The organism is Achromobacter sp. JCM 18799, assembly GCF_055395645.1.
The window spans coordinates 2,170,067-2,187,317 of record NZ_AP043866.1; the positions used below are offsets into that span (position 1 = coordinate 2,170,067).

The 17,251-nt window shown below is 68.5% G+C and carries 10 protein-coding genes; 5 read left to right on the plus strand and 5 right to left on the minus strand.

The window, feature by feature from the left end:
• Positions 1–97: 97 nt before the first annotated feature.
• Entirely contained in the window at positions 98–1,366 is a 1,269-nt protein-coding gene (locus tag ACZ5YA_RS10325) for an adenosylmethionine--8-amino-7-oxononanoate transaminase (RefSeq protein WP_306636649.1), read from the minus strand.
• A gap of 148 nt (positions 1,367–1,514) precedes the next feature.
• Here ACZ5YA_RS10325 and ACZ5YA_RS10330 point away from each other — a divergent pair, with 148 nt between their 5' ends.
• The 5 genes from ACZ5YA_RS10330 to ACZ5YA_RS10350 all read left to right on the plus strand — a co-directional run bounded on the left by ACZ5YA_RS10330 (position 1,515) and on the right by ACZ5YA_RS10350 (position 14,032).
• Positions 1,515–2,702 (plus strand): aminotransferase class I/II-fold pyridoxal phosphate-dependent enzyme, encoded by a 1,188-nt coding sequence (locus tag ACZ5YA_RS10330; protein ID WP_464092463.1) that lies wholly within the window; start codon positions 1,515–1,517, stop codon positions 2,700–2,702.
• Between the two features lie 26 nt (positions 2,703–2,728).
• Positions 2,729–3,385, plus strand: a complete 657-nt coding sequence (locus ACZ5YA_RS10335; RefSeq protein ID WP_464092464.1) for an alpha/beta fold hydrolase — start codon at positions 2,729–2,731, stop codon at positions 3,383–3,385.
• Positions 3,382–4,818, plus strand: coding sequence for a dethiobiotin synthase (gene bioD / locus ACZ5YA_RS10340; protein ID WP_118932514.1), 1,437 nt, complete (start codon positions 3,382–3,384; stop codon positions 4,816–4,818). Before ACZ5YA_RS10335 ends, bioD begins: the two co-directional genes overlap by 4 nt.
• A 376-nt stretch (positions 4,819–5,194) precedes the next feature.
• A complete protein-coding gene (locus tag ACZ5YA_RS10345) occupies positions 5,195–9,373 on the plus strand; it encodes a TolC family protein (RefSeq protein WP_464092465.1) in 4,179 nt (1,392 codons plus the stop codon).
• A gap of 9 nt (positions 9,374–9,382) precedes the next feature.
• A complete protein-coding gene (locus ACZ5YA_RS10350) occupies positions 9,383–14,032 on the plus strand; it encodes a hypothetical protein (protein WP_464092466.1) in 4,650 nt (1,549 codons plus the stop codon).
• Between the two features lie 33 nt (positions 14,033–14,065).
• Here ACZ5YA_RS10350 and ACZ5YA_RS10355 read toward each other — a convergent pair whose 3' ends face one another.
• The 4 genes from ACZ5YA_RS10355 to ACZ5YA_RS10370 all read right to left on the minus strand — a co-directional run bounded on the left by ACZ5YA_RS10355 (position 14,066) and on the right by ACZ5YA_RS10370 (position 17,170).
• The gene (locus ACZ5YA_RS10355; protein WP_251881891.1) at positions 14,066–15,193 is read right to left on the minus strand and encodes a hypothetical protein; all 1,128 of its coding nucleotides are present in this window, start codon (positions 15,191–15,193) and stop codon (positions 14,066–14,068) included.
• Between the two features lie 11 nt (positions 15,194–15,204).
• A complete protein-coding gene (locus tag ACZ5YA_RS10360; protein ID WP_059372439.1) occupies positions 15,205–15,453 on the minus strand; it encodes a DMT family transporter in 249 nt (82 codons plus the stop codon).
• A gap of 86 nt (positions 15,454–15,539) precedes the next feature.
• The gene (locus tag ACZ5YA_RS10365; protein WP_464092467.1) at positions 15,540–16,418 is read right to left on the minus strand and encodes a decaprenyl-phosphate phosphoribosyltransferase; all 879 of its coding nucleotides are present in this window, start codon (positions 16,416–16,418) and stop codon (positions 15,540–15,542) included.
• Positions 16,415–17,170 carry an HAD family hydrolase gene (locus ACZ5YA_RS10370; RefSeq protein ID WP_464092468.1) on the minus strand — a complete coding sequence of 252 codons (756 nt, stop codon included), beginning with the start codon at positions 17,168–17,170 and terminating at the stop codon, positions 16,415–16,417. Before ACZ5YA_RS10370 ends, ACZ5YA_RS10365 begins: the two co-directional genes overlap by 4 nt.
• Positions 17,171–17,251 lie beyond the last annotated feature (81 nt).

Genomic DNA, 17,251 nt, shown 5'->3' on the forward strand with positions numbered 1-17,251 from the left:
CGCCGATGTTACCCAGCGCGTTACAAAGCCGCCTTGATCTGGATCAAGGCGGGTCCGGCGGGTTTGCCCCGGCCACGCGGGCCGGACGCGATCCAGCTCAGGGGCGCTGGCGGCGCAGCACCTCGACCACCGCCCGCATCAGGCTGGCGAGATCGTCCTCGGCGATGGTCAGCGCCGGCGTCAGGTAGACCACATTGCCGAACGGCCGCACCCACACGCCGGCGTCGACCAGGCGCCGCTTCAGGCCCTCGCGGTCGGCGATGCCGTCCAGCTCGACCACGCCGATCGCGCCCAGCACGCGCACGTCGCGCACCCAGGGCAGCTCGCGGCACGGTTCCAGGCCCGCGGCCAGGCTCGCGGAGATCGATTGCGCCTGCGCCAGCCGCGGTTCGGTCTCGAAGAGATCCAGCGAGGCGTTGGCCGCGGCGCAGGCCAGCGCGTTGCCCATGAAGGTGGGGCCGTGCATCAGCGCGTGCGAGGGGTCATCGGACCAGAAGGCCTCGAACACCCGGCTGCTGGCCACCGTGGCGGCCAGCGGCAAGGTGCCGCCGGTCAGCGCCTTGGACAAGGTCACGATGTCCGGGCGGATGCCGGCCTGCTCGAAGGCGAACATCGTGCCGGTGCGGCCGAAGCCGGTGAAGATCTCGTCGAAGATCAGCAGCAGGCCGTGGCGGTCGGCCAGGCGGCGCAGACGGCGCAGCACTTCCGGGTCGTGCAGCAGCATGCCGCCCGCGCCCTGCACCAGCGGCTCGACCAGGATGCCGGCCAGCCGGGAAGCATGGACTTCCAGGTGCGCCTCCAGCGCGGCCAGCTCCGCTACGCTGCGCGGCAGGTCGACGATGTCGTGTTCGGCCAGCATGCCGCGGTACAGGCTGTGCATGCCCTCGTCCGGATCGCACACCGCCATGGTGCCGAAGGTGTCGCCGTGATAGCCGCCGCGGAACGCCAGGAAACGGCTGCGGCCGCGTTCTCCCTGGTTCAGCCAGAACTGCAGCGCCATCTTCATGGCGACTTCCACCGCCACCGAGCCGGAATCGGTGTAGAAGACGCGGTCCAGTCCCGGCCCCAGCATGGCGGCCAGCCGGCGCGCCAGGGTCAGCGCCGGCTCATGGGTCAGCCCGCCGAACATGACGTGCGGCATGGCGTCCAGCTGCGCGCGCACGGCCTGGGCGATGTGCGGGTGGTTGTACCCATGGCAGGCCGTCCACCAGGACGCGACGCCATCGATCAGGCTGCGGCCGTCGGCCAGTTCAAGCCGGCTGCCATGGCTGCGCACCACGGGCAGCGGCGGCGTGGCCGTCTTCATTTGGGCATAGGGTAGCCAGATATGGGGCTGGCCCTGGGCCACCCAGTCGGGCGTGTGCATGATTCACCTCTCGATACCGGCGGCGCGCCCCGGGGGGCCGCCCGGCGCATCCGGCCGGAACGGGGGCCACGCCCGCCTCCACTACAATGGCCCGCATTCTACGGCCTGGCGCGGCCTCCCCCCTGCCCGGCCGCTGCAGGAAATATAGATGTCCAAGCTGGATCCGCTTTTCTCCTCCGAACTGGCGCGCGCGCAAGCGCGCCGCGTGCGCCGCCGCCTGCGCACGGCCTCCGCCGCCGCTCCGGGACACCTCGTCCTCGAGGGCGAGCCGGTCCTGAACTTCTCCAGCAACGATTACCTCGGCCTGTCGCGGCATCCGCTGCTGGTCGAGCGCTCGCGCGAATGGGCGGCCCGCCACGGCGCGGGCGCCCAGGCGTCGCGCCTGGTGACCGGCAATCTGGACCTGCACGAACAGGTGGAAGCCAAGCTGGCCCGGCTGAAAGGCACCGAGGCCGCGCTGCTGCTGGCCTCGGGCTGGCAGGCCAACGCCGCCGTACTGCCCGCCCTGCTGCGCGCGGCCGCCAGCCAGGGCGAGGTCGAGCTGTATGCCGACAAGCTCAACCACGCCAGCCTGCACCATGGTTGCCAGGCGGCGGGCGTGAAGCAGATCCGCTTCCGGCACAACGACCTGGCTCATCTGGAAAGCCTGCTGGCCGCCAAGGCGGAGAGCGCGGCCGGCCAGCCCGTGTCGCGATTCATCGTCACCGAAAGCGTGTTCAGCATGGACGGCGACCGGACCGACGTGGAACGGCTGGCAACCCTGGCCGACCGTTACCGCGCCTTCGTCTACCTGGACGAAGCGCACGCCACCGGCGTGCTGGGTCCGCGCGGCATGGGGCTGGCAGGGCTGGCGCCCGGCCGCATCGACCTGGCCATGGGCACGTTCAGCAAGGCGCTGGGCGGATTCGGCGCCTACGTCGCCGGTTCGCGCGCGCTGTGCGACTACCTGATCAACGCCTGCTCGGGCTTCATCTACACCACGGCGCTGCCGCCCGCGGTGCTGGGCGCCATGGACGCGGCGCTGGACCTGGTACCCACGCTGGACGCCGAACGCGCCCGCCTGGCGGCTGCGGGCGACAATCTGCGCGCCGCGCTGCGCGGCATGGGGCTGGACACGGGGGCTTCGTCCACCCAGATCGTGCCGGCCATCGTGGGCGACGAAGCCCGCGCCCTGGAACTGGCCTCGGGGCTGGAGCAGCGCGGCCTGCTGGCCGTGGCGATCCGCCCGCCCACCGTCCCCGCCGGCACCAGCCGCCTGCGCGTCACCCTGAGCGCGGCGCACCGCGATGTGGACGTGGCGCGCCTGATCGACGGTTTCGCCGCCGCGCTGGCGTGATGACCGCCGTCTCCATGCAAGCCGGCATGCCCCGCCCCACCCTGCTGTTCGTACACGGCTGGGCCTTCGACGCTTCGGTCTGGGCGCCGCTGCGCGCTGAACTCGAAGACTGGCCGCAAGCCGTCTTCGACGCGGGCTATTTCGGGCCGGCGCAGGAGCCGGTCTTGGCCGGCCCGGTGATCGCCATTGGCCATTCGCTGGGCCTGCTGCGCCTCTTGCGCGGACAGCCGCAAGACTGCCTCGGCCTGGTGTCGATCAACGGCTTCGCCCGCTTCGCGGCCGGCCCCGGCTTCGAGGCCGGCGTGGCGCCGCGTGTGCTGGAACGCATGTCCCGGCGCCTGTCCGCCGACCCTGCGGCGGTGCTGCGCGACTTCCGCCAGCGCTGCGGCGACGCGACCGATTTCGGCGACCCGCAACTTGCGCCGCTGACGCGCGACCTGGAGGCCCTGCGCGACGAAGACCGGCGCGAGGCCCTGGCGGCGCTGCCCGTGCCGCTGCTGGTCCTGGCTGGCGCCGACGACCCCATCGTGCCTCAGGCCATGACGCAGGCGGTCTTTGCCGGCGGGGCCGACGCGGAGATCCATATGCGGACGCGCGGGGGCCACCTGCTGCCAGTGTCGGACTCGCCCTGGTGCGCGGAGCGCATCCGCGCCTTCATTGACGGCCTGGCGCGCGCCGCATGACGCAAGCCCCCCGCAACGCCGGCATCGGCGCGCGCTTTGGCGCCGCCGCACCCGCCTATGAAGACCACGCGTCCGTCCAGCGGCTGGCTGCCGAGCGGCTGGCCGGCGATATCGCCCTGCTGCCCCTGCCGCGCCGCCCCCGCATCCTGGAAATCGGTTGCGGCACCGGCCTGCTGACCCAGGCGCTGGCGCGCCGCATCGGTCCCGCCGACTGGACCGTCACCGACATCGCCCCCGGCATGCTCGCGGCCGCGCAGCGCGGCCCCTCACTGCCTGGCCGGGCTCGCTACCAATTGCTGGACGGCGAGCATCCCGCCGGACTCGAAGGCGGCTACGACCTGATCTGCTCCAGCCTGGCGGTGCAATGGTTCTCCGACCTGAACGCCGGGCTGGGCCGGCTGGCCGCGCTGCTCGCGCCGGGCGGCTGCCTGGCGGTGGCGACGCTGGCGGACGGCACCTTCCACGAATGGCAGGCCGCGCATGCCGCGGCGGGGCTTGCCCCCGCCACGCCGCGCTATCCGGCCGCCGCCGCCATCCATCCGGACAGGGGCAATCTGGCGGGTGGCGTGCGCAGCGAACGGCTGATACAAAATCATCCTGACGGGCTGCATTTCCTGCGCGCCCTGAAAGGCATAGGCGCCACCACGCCCGCCCCTGGACGCGCGCCACTGGGCGCAGCGCAACTGCGGCGGGTGCTGGCGGCGTTTGACGAACAAGGAGCCGGGGTGACCTATCACCTGGCCTACGGTATGTGGAAAAAATCAAACCAGTCCCCCGCCGGCGTCTTCGTGACCGGCACTGACACCGGCATCGGCAAGACCCTGGTGTCCGCGATCCTGGCGCGCGCCTGGAACGCCGACTATTGGAAGCCCGTGCAGACGGGCGTGGCCGAAGAACCCGGCGACACCGAAACCGTGGCGCAACTGGCCGGGCTGCCGCCCGAACGCCTGCACCTGCCGGCCTACGTGCTGCAGGCGCCGCTGTCGCCCTGGGCCGCGGCCACGCTGGAAGACGCCATCGTCGACGCCACCAGCATCGTCCCGCCGGCCACGCAGGCGCCGCTGGTGGTGGAAGGCGCGGGCGGCCTCTACGTGCCGATCGACGACACCCACATGATGATCGACTTGATTGCGCGGCTGGACATGCCGGTGGTGCTGGCCGCCCGCAGCGGACTGGGCACCATCAACCACACCCTGCTCAGCCTTGAGGCCCTCAAGCGCCGCGGCATTCCGGTGCTGGGCGTGATCATGAGCGGGCCGCTCTCGGCGGGCAACAAGGAAGCCATCGAACGCTTTGGCGACGTGCGCGTGCTGGCCGAGATTCCACCCTTGGCCAAGGTCGACGCGCAAACCGTCCAGGCGCTGGCCAGCGCCATTCCTCCGCTGGCGGAATGCCTGGAGGCGCTAGGCGGCGCGCCCGCGGTCGCCAGTTGAGATCCCGGCCCGGCCCCGGATGGCGTGATTTCCGGGGCCGTAGCCGTTACGCATTCGTACAAAATAAATTCCGCTGACGGCCACCCGTCCCCCATGCGGATAGGCCCCGCCGTACCCCTTCCCGTGTCTGAAGATGGCGGCAAAAGTCTCATGCAAAGCATGAGCTTCCCCAGCGAAGGCCTGCCTCTTCTACATCTTTCGGCCACATCCGGATTCTCAAACCGGCGCTGTCGCGGCAGCCGCTGCCGCAGGCCCGTGCGTTGTTGACTACTAACGCAACACAACGATAATTTTCGCCACATTGGCAGTTCGATTCGCAGGTAGCTGGACGTGCAGGATTTCGTTCCTGGGTTTCCTTATTTGCAGGAGAACTGGCATGGTCACCAGAAGGCTGAACATTCCTGTTTTGGCCCCCAATCCCAACCGCAATTTCTTCGACGGCACCCGCCCCGGCCATGCCGTGCTGCGCCCGGCCGATCTGCTGGCCTTGCGGCTGGAGCTGCGCAACCTGACGGTCACGCCGGGCCAGCCGCCCCGCCTGAAGAAAGCTGGCGACGGCGCCGCCACGCTCATCGTCCACTTCCCGCCGCAGTCGATCAGCGAAGAGACGTTCTTCGAACGTCCGCCTCCCGACGTCTTCAAGCAGCCGCCGCCCCGTCCCACGCCGGACAAGCCGGAACCCGCAGGCGGCGTGGAAGATCCCACCGGTCCGCCGGTGCGCGCGCGCATCGCGGGCGAGTCGCGGCTGGCCTTTGCCGTTCCCGACGGCTTCGACGTGCCCTACACGCTGGAAGGCGTGCTGGCCGCGATGGAGTCGCTGCCGTTGACCGTGGCCGCCAATGCGCGCCCGCCCGGGCCCAGCGCGCCGCGCCTGAACCTGCGCGATCTGTTCGACACCCGCATCGACAAACTTTCGCCGGTGCAACGCGCGGCGCTGTCGAGCTTCGCGCTGCGCAGCGCGCGCATCGCCACGCAGCAGAACGCGCCCGGGGCGCTGCTGCTGCGGCAGGCAGGCGGCGCGCCAGGCCTGCGCGCATTGCGCCTGGGCGGCGGCGCGCCGGTCCGTGAGGTTCAGCGCACCAGCGCCCTGATCGAAATCCTCAGGCGCGGCCCCAAGCCCGCGCTGCCCGCCGAGCAGCAGACGGCGATAGAACTGCCGTGGCGGCTGATCCTCAGCCCGCATGCGGACGAACGCTGGCGCCACGCCAAGGCGCCGGCGACTTCCGCCGCCACGCAGCACACCGAGCTCTGGCATACCCAGTTGCTGGCCGCGCAGCCGGAGAACAGCGCAACGGCGCCGCAGGCGGACGATCCCAAGCCCACCGTGCGCGCCGTCTGGGCGCTGGGTGGCGAAGGCACCACCAAGCCGATGCAGGCGGCGTTCCCGGTGCCGGCGACGACCTATCTGCCGCAGCCGAATACCTCGCCCTTCCGCATGCCGATGGACGATTTCGACCGCTTCCAGATCGCGCACCTGTCTTCCAACTTTTCCGTCGCCAACTACACGCCGCAGCCGGTGGACGCCAAGCTGCTGATGCTGTCCGCGCTGGGCGCCTGGCTGGACTCGCGCGGCAACTGGGACGCGCCCGGGCTGTCGCTGGAAGAATGGACGCATCGCGGCGCCATGGGCCGCGATCATTACGTCCGCGTGGTCTACAAGGGCCTGCTGTTTCCCTTCGGCCATCGCGCCTCGCTGGTGAAGGTCAGCGAACGCAAGTTCCATACGGGCGCCCCGGCCGGCAACACCGCCTACCTGCGCCAGCGCATGTTCCTCATCGTGCGCCAGCGCGAACGCCAGTACGCCGACCCGCTGCTGCAGGCGCGCGACGACTCGGGGAACATGATCTTCCTGCACCGCCAGATGCCGTTCTCCAGCGTGCGCATCCTGACCACCGTCACGCCCAGCCTGGATGCGCCCACCTCCCCGGACAGCGACATCGACGGCCTGGGGCAGGTGCTGTTCTGGCCGTGCATAGACAAAATCCCCTTCCGCTTCGCCTGTTCGGCCACCGACATCGACGGCCGCATCGTGCAGTTCGACCTGCCCATGATCTTCATGGACGGCGGCCATGCCTGCCCGCGCAAGATCAGCGGCCAATGGCTGACGCCCGACTACGTGAATGCCGAGCTTTTCGCGAAGCAAACGCGCAAGGCCTGGCGCGACGCCGAATCCGGCCGCCGCACGGCGCAGTTCAAGCAGCAACGCGTCACGTTCGCCTCCCCGCTCAAGCCGGGCGATACCGCGGCGCAAGCGGAGACGATCGAGTTCGACGGCCTGGTCGATCCTGGCAACACCCAGCTGCGCGCCTATAGCGACTCGCTGAACGGCCCCTTGTTCTATCCCGGCGTCAAGCGCGCCGAGATCCGCATCGCCGCGCTGGCTGAACTGACCGGCAGCGACAGCAACAACGTGCTGAGCTGGAACGACCACTACCTGCGGTTCGGATTCGACTCCGGCAACGTCGGCCAGGTCTTCGGCAACATAGACGCCGAACCCGGCTACCGCGGCGACGCGGTGCTGAACTTTTCCGCGCAAGGCGACCGCGCGGGCGGCTTCGTCCAGCCGAATCTGCGCCCCACGGCGCTGTCGCGCATGGCAGGTCCGGTCAGCGGCAAGGTGGCGGACTTCGTCGCCGGCAAGATGAACGGCCCGGACATCTTCCCCAAGGTCATGTCCCCGGACCTGCCCTTTCCGCTGCTGTTCGGCTGCATACCGCTGGGCGACGTGATTGAAGCGGTGTCCAACGCCGCCGGCACGCCGGAGCAGGTGCCGCGCTTCGTATCGGAAGCCTGTTCCCAGCTGGAAAGCCTGGTCAACGAGATGGGCCGGCTCTATGGCCTGGTGGCGGACCTGGCGCAGCAGCCGGGCCGCATCGCCGAGGCCGCGTTGCAGGTGCTGAACGACACGCTGGAGGATCTGCTCAGCCAGGCGCAGGCCTACGCGCAGAACCTGGTGCAGGACGCAAAGGCCCGCGTCAACGATCTGATCGCCGCGCTGGCAGCCGTGCGCGCGCAGGTCGCGCTGCTGGCCGGACTGTCCTTCGACGCCGCGCCCGCGCTGCCGGGACTGCCCGCCGTGCTCACCGCCGCGCGCGATGCCGCCCGGGCGTTGGGCACGGCGGCGGACGCGCAAGTGAACGGCGCGCACTTGCCGGATGGCCTGCGGCAATCGCTGCGCCAGACAGCCAACACCGCCCAGACGCTGCTGGATAGCGTCGGCGTCGTGCCGGCGCTGCTGGTGCAGGGCAAGGCGCTGTACGACGCGCTCGATGCGGTGGTGGGCCACCCCGACCAGCTGGACGAACTGTTTGCCGACGCCGCGACGCTCAGGACGCGCCTGCAGGCCATCACAAACGCGGTCGATCCTCTGTCCGCCACCATAGGCGGCGCGCGCCTGCTGGAAGGCGCGCCGCGCCAGATCGCGCAGACTGCGCTGCAGGCGGTCAAGCTGGCGGTGGACGCCGTGCTGGCCAGCGCGGAACTGCTGGAGCTGTTGACCGGCGATGAACTCACCATCCGCTTCGACTGGAACCCGGTGATCAAGAGCTGGTCGATCAAGCCGGGCGATCCGCCGCTGTTCCGCGTCAACGATGCGCGCGGCTTTCGCGTGGCGGTGGAGGCGCGCGTGCGCAAGAACGGGCAGAGCGCGCCCAAGATGTCGGTGGTCTGCTCTCTGAAGGACTTCGACCTGGTCCTGATCGCGCCTGCCAGCTTCATGGAGCTGAACTTCGAGAAGATCGAGTTCCGCATCGACACGGCCGCGAAGATGGACGTGGACGTGCTGCTGACCGACATCAAGTTCGTGGGCCCCTTGTCCTTCGTCGAAACGCTGCGCGACCTGATCCCGCTGGATGGATTCTCCGACCCGCCTTACCTGGATATCTCGGCCAAGGGCGTGGACGCAGGTTTCGACCTGGCGCTGCCAGCCGTCGCCATCGGCGTCTTCAATCTGTCCAACCTCAGCCTGGGCGCGGGCTTCACCGTGCCCTTCATCGGCCAACCGCTGGCCGTGCGCTTCAACTTCTGCACGCGCGAACAGCCCTTCAATCTGTCGGTGTGCATGTTCGGCGGCGGCGGCTTTTTCGGCATCACGCTGGATCCCAGCGGCATCCAGCTGATGGAAGCCGCCTTCGAGTTCGGCGCCAGCGTGTCGGTGAACCTGGGCGTGGCCTCCGGCGGCGTGCACGTCATGGCGGGCATTTATTTCCGCATGGAAAAGAACGCCTGCTCGCTGGCCGGCTACTTCCGCATGGGCGGCTGCGTCAGCGTGCTGGGCATCGTCAGCATTTCCATCGAGATCTACCTGGAACTGCGTTACGAGTTCGAAAGCGGCAAGTGCGCGGGGCGCGCCACCATCACCGTCGAGATCGAAGTCTTCATGTTCTCGATGAGCGTGTCGCTGTCGTGCGAACGCAAGTTCGCCGGGTCCAATGGCGACCCGGGTTTCCGCGACCTGATGGGGCCGCATCCCGACCTGCCGCTGGCGCAGGAGCTGGCGCAGATCGACGACGGCACCGAGTACGCCTGGCGCGAATACGCCGAAGCCTTTGCCTGAGGAACGTCCATGGCCAAGCAAACGATAGTCTGGACCGCGATCCCCAACGGCCGCGTACCCGCTGGCCCCGACGCCGGCCGGCTGCGCGTCTCCATCGTGGCCTCGCCGCGCCTGACGCCGCAGGCCGTGAACGAGCAGCAACTGCACGCGTTCGCCGACTGGGTCAACTGGCCGCGCACGCTGGAGCGGGTGCGCTTCGCGCTGAACACCGGCGCGGCGGAGATCGAGCTGGAGCCGCAGGCGCAAGCCGACGCGGCGCTGTGGGAACGGCTGCTGCCCAAGACCACGCCGGTCGCCGGTTTCGTGTTCCGCGACATGAGCAAAGTCAACCTGTTCTCGTACTCGGTGGCGGGCGTGCTGGGCCTGGCGCGCAAGCACTACGGCAGGCTGGCGGTGCAGGCCACCGGCACGCCGCCCACGCTGCTGCCCTGGCGCGACGCGCATCCGGGCCTGAAGGACATGCTGAGCGACTGCGGCACGCGCACGGCCTTCATCTCGCTGGGCGACCGGCGCGTCGAAATGCCGCTGCCCGGCTTCGACCGCTTCTTTGACGACGGCGGCGACGGCGCCGAGCGCGTGCTGCGCTCCCAGGTCTACGGCCCGCATAGCGTCTACGAAGGCCATGCCGCGGCGCCGGGCGTGAACGCCGAGGGCAATCCCCAGCCCGGGGCGAGCTTCCCGCTGCGCGCCCTGCCCACCCGCTGGAACGATGGCGGCCTCGCCGGCCCCGACCAGAACCTGATGAAGCTGTGGAACTCGCAGGCCGAGTACACCCTGTTCCAGGCCAACCGTTTCTACCGCCGCAACCCGCCCACGGCGCAACAACGCAGCATCCGCCGGCCTGACGGCGCAAACGTGCCCGCGCCGCCTGCGCAGCCGGAAATGGACTTCCACGCCATCGTGGCGTCCTACGGCGATTACCCGGCGCTGCTGCGCCAGCTCGGACTGGTCATCGACTGCCTGGTCCCGGCGGGTTCGGTCTTGGAACAGCAGTTGGCGGCGGCGCCCGCCGCGCAGGGCTATTTCTTCCTGACCCTGCGCTGGCAGGACGGCCACGACGCCGGTGATGACGCCTGCCCCGCCACCGCCTGGACGGGCGACGCGGAACGCTTCACCACGCGTCCCCGCAATCCCGCCGACCATGAACGCGGCATGCTGAAGCTGCGCCGCGCGGACGACAGCTGGAACCTGTACGAACCACGCACGCCATTCGACGTCTACCAGGTCGACGCCGACGGCGCCGCGCTAAAAACCGTGGACTTCGTGCTCAGCGCCCAGAACCTGATCGCCAAGAGCCTGGCGCTGGGCGCCGACGGCGCGGTGACCTACACCACCGGCGACAAACAAGGCGTGGCTGCGCTGCGCTCGGGCGGCCTGGGCGTGGCGCGGCGCGGCCGCGCCTGGGAGGTCGCGCAGAACGCCGCGGCCGCGGCCCTGAAGAACGCGGCGCTGTCGGGCGCGCCGGGCAGCATCGTGCTCTATGCCGAGGATCTGCTGCGCGGCTATCGCGTGGATGCGCAGCCGCAGGCGCCTGGCGATCCTCCGAAATGGCGCTCGTTGTGCCAGCGCGCCGGCACCTACCGCTGCACGGACGGCGGCGCGCCGTTGCAACTGCCTGACGACGAAGGCTATGTAAAAGGCGCCTCCACCAGCGGCGGCGAGGACCCGGAGGACCAATACCTGCATGAATCGCTGTTCCGCTGGACCGGCTGGAGCCTGGTGGCGCCGCGGCCCGGGCGCACGCTGCGTGACCGCGTCGATCCGGACAGCGGTGTGCAAGGCGAGGCGCCGGAAGACGTGCAGGACACGGCCGCGGAAAAAGGCAACGGCCTGGCGGTCAGCTTCGCGGCGGCCAAGGGCAGCCTGCCGCGCCTGCGCTTCGGCATGCCCTACCGCTTCCGCGCGCGCCTGGTGGACCTGGCCGGCAACAGCCTGGCGCATGACGATCCCTCGCTGGAGCGCGACGACAACGCCACCCAGCCCGTCGTCTACTGGCGCTTCGAGCCCGTGGACCCGCCGGCGCTGGTGCAACGCGCCCGCCTGAGTGAAGGCGAGTCGCTGGAGCGCTTGGTGATTCGAAGCAATACCGGCATGGACCCGGCCACCTACCTCGACAGCCCCGATTTCAAGGCTGCCCGCCTGGAGGACGCCTCCAAGGACTACACATATACCGCCACCAATGAACGCCACGTGGTGCCGCCCAAGGCTTCGCAGCTGCAATGCGAAACGCACGGCCTGTTCGACGCCATGATGGGCAGTCCCGCCGGCATCAAGCAGGCGTACGAGATCGCAGCCCGCGACGCCGGTACGCTCTACGACGAGGGGCCGGGCACGGACATAGAACTGGTGACGCCGCAGGTGCTGAAAGCGGTCGCCACCACCGAACAGGTGCCGCCGAAAGAACCCTCGGCCGAGCATCCCACCGGCGAGCGCCTGGCCGCCGGGCAATATGTCATCCACCGCGAAGCCCAGGTGCTCACGCCTTATCTGCCGGACCCGGCCGCGGGCGGCATCGCGCTGCGCGCCCAGCCCGGCCATGCCCTGCCCGGCGTCACGGGACCGAAGGTGCTGGGACCCAGCGCGGTAATCGCGCTGACGCCCGCGCAAGAGCTTGTGCTGCTGGTGGCGCATGCATCCAAGTGGCCGGACACGCTGGGCTTGCGCATCGTGCTGGAAGAGCGTCGCGCCACCCTGACCGACCCGCCCTGCTCGGAGGACTTCCTGGACGACGGCCTCCCCAGCTGGGACGAAGCCAAGCGGGTCCTGACCTTCTACCTGCCCAAAGGGCGCATCGCCCGGCTGCGCTATTCCAGCTTCGTGAATCCCGGCCTGGCCAACACCTTCGGCATCCCCGCCTGGGCGAACAGCGAGGGCGAGCGCGGCACGCTGCGCCTGTCTTCCGTACTGGGCGGCTGCTGGATGGTCACGCCGTACCGCTCGCTGGTGCTGGTCCATGCGACGCAGCAACCAATCTGCGAGCCGCTGCTGCTGATGGCAGAGGAACCGCAACGCGGACCTGGCGATGCCCACGCGGACCTGTACGCCCGCGTACGGCTGCACGGCCCCACCACCGGCAAGGTCGAGATCGAGGCCGATTGGCACGAATGGGTGGACGACCTGCAGAAGCCGCGCCCGGAACGCCAGGCCGGCCATGGCGTGCTGGCCGAGGTTCCCTTGTCGGAAAACTACGCGAACCTCTTCACCCTGAGCAACGCGGTGAAGGAACAACTGAACGCGGACGGCAAGCTGCGCGCGCGCGGCGACCGCCATGAATTCGGCGACACCCGTTTCCGCCTCATCCGCTACCGTCTGCGCGCCGCCACGCGGTTCCGCGAATACCTGCCGCCCTCGCTGTACGCGCAGGCGGACAAGGTCACGCGGCTGGGGCCCGTTGCCGACGGCCCGCTGGTGGAAACGGGCGCGGACGATGACCCTGGCGCCCCGGTGCTCAGGCGCGACGGTACGGCGCAGAACACCATCGTGCGCGCCAGCGCGCCGCCGGACGCCCCCGTCCTGACCTACGTGGTGCCGACCTTCCGCTGGGAGGAAACGGCGGGCGACGGCAAGCTGGACGTGACGCGGCTGGGCAACGGCCTGCGGGTCTGGCTGGAGCGGCCCTGGTTCTCCTCCGGCGACGGCGAGCTGCTGGGCGTGGTGATCGCGGGCGACGGCCAGAACTTCACCGACATCACCAACCCGCTGACGCCGCTGGTGACGCAATGGGGCCTGGATCCGCTGTGGGAAACGGCCCCGCCCAAGCACAAGGCGCGCGTGTCGGACTTCTCGGCGCGCGTCACCGACGAGCAGGTCTATCTGCAGGAAATCCCGGCCAAGCTGGTGCATGTGGTCGGACACCGCGTGCGCTGGAGCGAGGAACGCGCGCGCTGGTATTGCGACATCGAGCTCGACCCCGGCCGGACCTACATGCCCTTCGTGCGCCTGGCGCTGGCCCGCTATCAACCCAACGCCATCGGTTCGGCCAAGCTGTCGCGGGTGGTGCAGGCCGAGTTCTCCCAGGTGCTGCCGCGCCGCCGCGCCGTGTTCGAGCAGAAACGCGGCCGGCTGACGTTCAGCCTGCGCGGCGTGGTGCCCAAGCACGGGCCGATGAAGTTCCCGCTGGACTCCGAGTACCTGAACATCTCCTTCATTCCCGGCATAGGCCAGACGGCCGAAAGCGGCCGCAACCGCGTCGAGCTGGTGCTGCAGACGCGCGACCCGGCGCTGGACAGCGACCTGGCCTGGAGCGATGCCGCCGTACTGGCCTCGGGCCTGCTGGATCCGTCAGGACCGGCGCCCCAGCCGCCAGGCCCGATACCTGGCCCCATACTCATAGACCGCATGCGCGAACTGCCCATCCTGGAAACCGCCACGCCCACGACGCTCGCCGATCTCTCGCGCCTGGGCAACGTGGTCGTCGGCCCGGTGGTGCGTTTTCCGCCAGTGCTGGAAGGCCCGCTGCTGGGCGAGCTGCTGGATCCGGTCATCTGGTCCGCCAGCGTCACGCTGCCCGACCGCGGCGGCAAGCCTGCGCGCATCGCGGTGCGCGAATACGAACGCTACTACACCGACAACGCCGTGCCCGAACGGCGCGCCGGCGCCACGCAGCAGCGCCGCGTGGTGGAGGAAAGGCTGGTGTACTCGGCGTTCTTCGGGCTCTGACGCCAAGCGCCGCGCAGAATTGCCGGGCTTCCCTTATCGGGACCGGTTGGCGTGGCCGGCCCCGGCCAGCCACGCCGACAGCGCGCAGGCGATCAACAGCAGCAACGTGGGATACAGCATGCTGAGATTGCGCATTTCACCAGGCGAACAGAACAGGAAGAACAGGGGCAGATTGATCGCCGCGGCTGTCGCGCCATGGTTGCGCAAGGCGGCAGGCAAGCTGCGCCATGCCTTGGCCAGCAGGCCGGCAAAGACAAGCATGAACACGATGCTGAAACCGCGCGGCAACAGAATGCCGTACGTGTTCTCAGTGCGGAACCAGTTGCCGGGATCCGCGTAGAACAGCAGGTTGTCCCATAGCTGGAAATCCACCGTCGTACCGGGATTTCCGGCATAGCGCAGCCGCATCGCCAGGTAGACGCAGCCGCCGACCAACATCAACGCGGAAACCAGGCCAGCCGCGCGCACGCGGTCCAAGTGCCCGCGCAGGAGCGGATAGAGCGCCGGCGTAAACCAGAAGAACGCCTCCTTGTTCCACGTCGCCAGCCCCGCCAGCGCCAGCAGGAGCGGCACCCGCCATGAGCGCAGCGTTGTCATGCCCAGCGCAAGCGTCACGGCGCTCATGATGAAGAGCGCCTCGGTGAAGTCGTAGAAGTAGCCGCCCTCGGTCAGCATGAACGGCAAGAGCAAGGCCATGACCGCCGGCGCGGCGATCGCGGCCGGCGCCGTCGCCCCGACCCGCAGGCAGAGTGCGCGCATGACGTAAAGGCTGGCGACCAAGGCGAAGAAGGTCAGGTAATAGACGATGTAATAGCGCAAGGCGACTGCCGGCTTCAGGGCCTCTGATTCGGGATACTTCATCGCCAGGCTGGAGCGGCTGTTCACTTTCCGCGGGTCCGACAGGCTCTTGGAAATCCGCTCCACGCTTGCCGGCGGCAGCCAGGCCTGGACCTGATTGGCAATGGCGGGAAGCAGCTGGCGATAGACGTAGGGTCGAGCGGCGGTCCCTTCAACCATGTACGACAAGCCCAGCGAAGGATGGCCGTCGTTCAGGCGCCACTTCGTATAGAAGCCATTGAACGAGGCCGCCGCCACCATCAGGAAAAAGAACAGCAACAGGAAACCGCTGTAGAAACGGCTGCCGAAGAATCTCGTCATCATCGGATCGGCTTTTATTGAGAGAGTAGGAAGATGCCGAGGGCGATGAGCGCGGCGCCCGCCAGGCGATACGCGCCGAGTTCCTCGGCGCCTGAAAATGCCCCATACGCGAAGATGCCAAGTATGGATATGGCGACCATCAGCGGATACGCCAGCGTAAGGTCCAAGCGGCGCAGCGACAGCGCGTAAAAGCCAAAGCCCGCGCCGTATGAGGCGATGGCCAGGACATAAGTCGCGCCGCCCGGCACGCCGAACAAGGGCATGCCGCGGGACGTTCCCGCGATTTTCAAGGCAATGCTCGCAGCGACGCTGCATGCGCTGGCCAGGAATAGGAATAGGTATGCCATGGTTATCTGACCAGAAGGAAAACCGCGAGAGCCCAGGCGATCACCGCCAGGCGGATCGGCGCATCGGACAGCAAATCCCGGCCGGTGTCTTCGCCCGCTCCTTCCCGGTAGATCAGGTACAAGTATCGGAAAAGGCCGAAGGTCACGATGGGCAGGGTGATGATCAGATTGTCCGTGCCATGCATGGCTGCGGTCGTGGCATCCACGGTGTAGAGCCCGTAGGTCACCAGCGTCATGCTCACGGTTACCGCCATGAACACGTCCAGCATCTGAGGCGAATAATGCCGCAGCACCTGACGCGTGGCCCCGTGCCCGGCGGCTTCCCCGGACAAGGCCGGGCCGAACTCCGCACGACGCTTCGCAAATCCCAGGAACAAAGTGAGCATGAACGAGCAAAGCAGCATCCAGCGCGACGGCGTGATGCCCACGGCGTAGGTTCCGCAGACCAGGCGGATCATGAATCCCGCCACGATGCAGAACACGTCCACCAGGACCACATGCTTGAGCTTGAAGGTATACGCGATATTGAGGGCGAGATAGGCAGCCACGGCAGCCATCACCCCCCACAGGCCGAACCACGCGGGCAGCGACAGCGCCCCCGCAACCAATGCCGCCACCAGCATGCGGGCGCTGCGCAGGCTTACGCTTCCGCTCGCGATGGGGCGCATCTTCTTCCTGGGGTGGCGCGCGTCGGCCTCGCGGTCGTGGTAGTCGTTGAACACGTAGACGGCGCTGGACGCCATGCAAAATGCCACGAATCCGATCGCGACGGCCATGACCAGGCCGGGATCGTTCCAGTAATGCCCGAACAGCAGCCCGACCAGCACGAATCCGTTCTTGAGCCACTGATGGGGCCGCAGCAGCGTCCATGCCGGCATCATCGAACCACCCTCTTCCCGTTGAGCCAGGCGCAATCCGCGGCCTTCAGCATCCAGGCATCGCCGCTGCTGTCTCCGTAAGCGTGCAACGCGTAGTCGCCAATAGGCCCGAAACGCGCTTCCAGGCGCGCCACCTTCTCCGGCCCCCAGCAATTTGGCGTGCTGAAACGTCCGGTCAGGCGGCCTCCCTCCGTTTCCAACCTGGTGCAAATGAGTTCAGCCCCCAGGCCCCGGGCCACTTCCTCGAGATAGAGGTCGGGGGAAGCGCTGACGATCACCACCTGGTGCCCGGACTCTTGATGTGCCCGCAATCGAGCGAGCATGTCGGGCCGCAGCGCGATGCCAGGAATCCAACGGGCAGCCAGCGCCTTCAGGTCGGACTGCCTGCGGCCGCGCAACACGACGCTGCACAGGCGCTGTTTCGCGCGTTCCCTTCTGGCCATGCCATGGTCGTTGCCCCCCTGTCCGCACATGAGCAGCGCCAGGGCCGGAGACACCATGGCCAGGCCTAGCGCCAGCTTGGGCCACGACACTCGCGCCAGAAATGGGAGCAGCGTGTCCCGATAGGTCAGCGTTCCGTCGAAGTCGAAGGCCGCGACCACGGGCATGGCAGCTGAGGATGGAGGTTCTTGAGGCATTCTGAAAGCAAGAAAAAGGCCGATCCAGAAGTGGGGCGGTTGCGCGAATCGCTCGAATTCACAAAGCTTCTTATTGTAACGGAATGTGTGGACCCAAAGGATGTCGAACGACGCCAAGCGCCACGTAAAAAAAAGGGTGCCCGAAGGCACCCGAATCCACCCTACAACAGCAACTACAATTGCATAACTCTCCTGCGA

Coding starts and splice junctions, on each gene's coding strand:
- bioD (WP_118932514.1), top strand. CDS start 3,382: ATGACGCAAGCCCCCCGCAACGCCGGCATCGGCGCGCGCTTTGGCGCC.
- ACZ5YA_RS10360 (WP_059372439.1), bottom strand. CDS start 15,453: ATGCCCTTGTTCGGCGTGCCGGGCGGCGCGACTTATGTCCTGGCCATC.
- ACZ5YA_RS10330 (WP_464092463.1), top strand. CDS start 1,515: ATGTCCAAGCTGGATCCGCTTTTCTCCTCCGAACTGGCGCGCGCGCAA.
- ACZ5YA_RS10345 (WP_464092465.1), top strand. CDS start 5,195: ATGGTCACCAGAAGGCTGAACATTCCTGTTTTGGCCCCCAATCCCAAC.
- ACZ5YA_RS10355 (WP_251881891.1), bottom strand. CDS start 15,193: ATGATGACGAGATTCTTCGGCAGCCGTTTCTACAGCGGTTTCCTGTTG.
- ACZ5YA_RS10365 (WP_464092467.1), bottom strand. CDS start 16,418: ATGATGCCGGCATGGACGCTGCTGCGGCCCCATCAGTGGCTCAAGAAC.
- ACZ5YA_RS10350 (WP_464092466.1), top strand. CDS start 9,383: ATGGCCAAGCAAACGATAGTCTGGACCGCGATCCCCAACGGCCGCGTA.
- ACZ5YA_RS10335 (WP_464092464.1), top strand. CDS start 2,729: ATGCCCCGCCCCACCCTGCTGTTCGTACACGGCTGGGCCTTCGACGCT.
- ACZ5YA_RS10325 (WP_306636649.1), bottom strand. CDS start 1,366: ATGCACACGCCCGACTGGGTGGCCCAGGGCCAGCCCCATATCTGGCTA.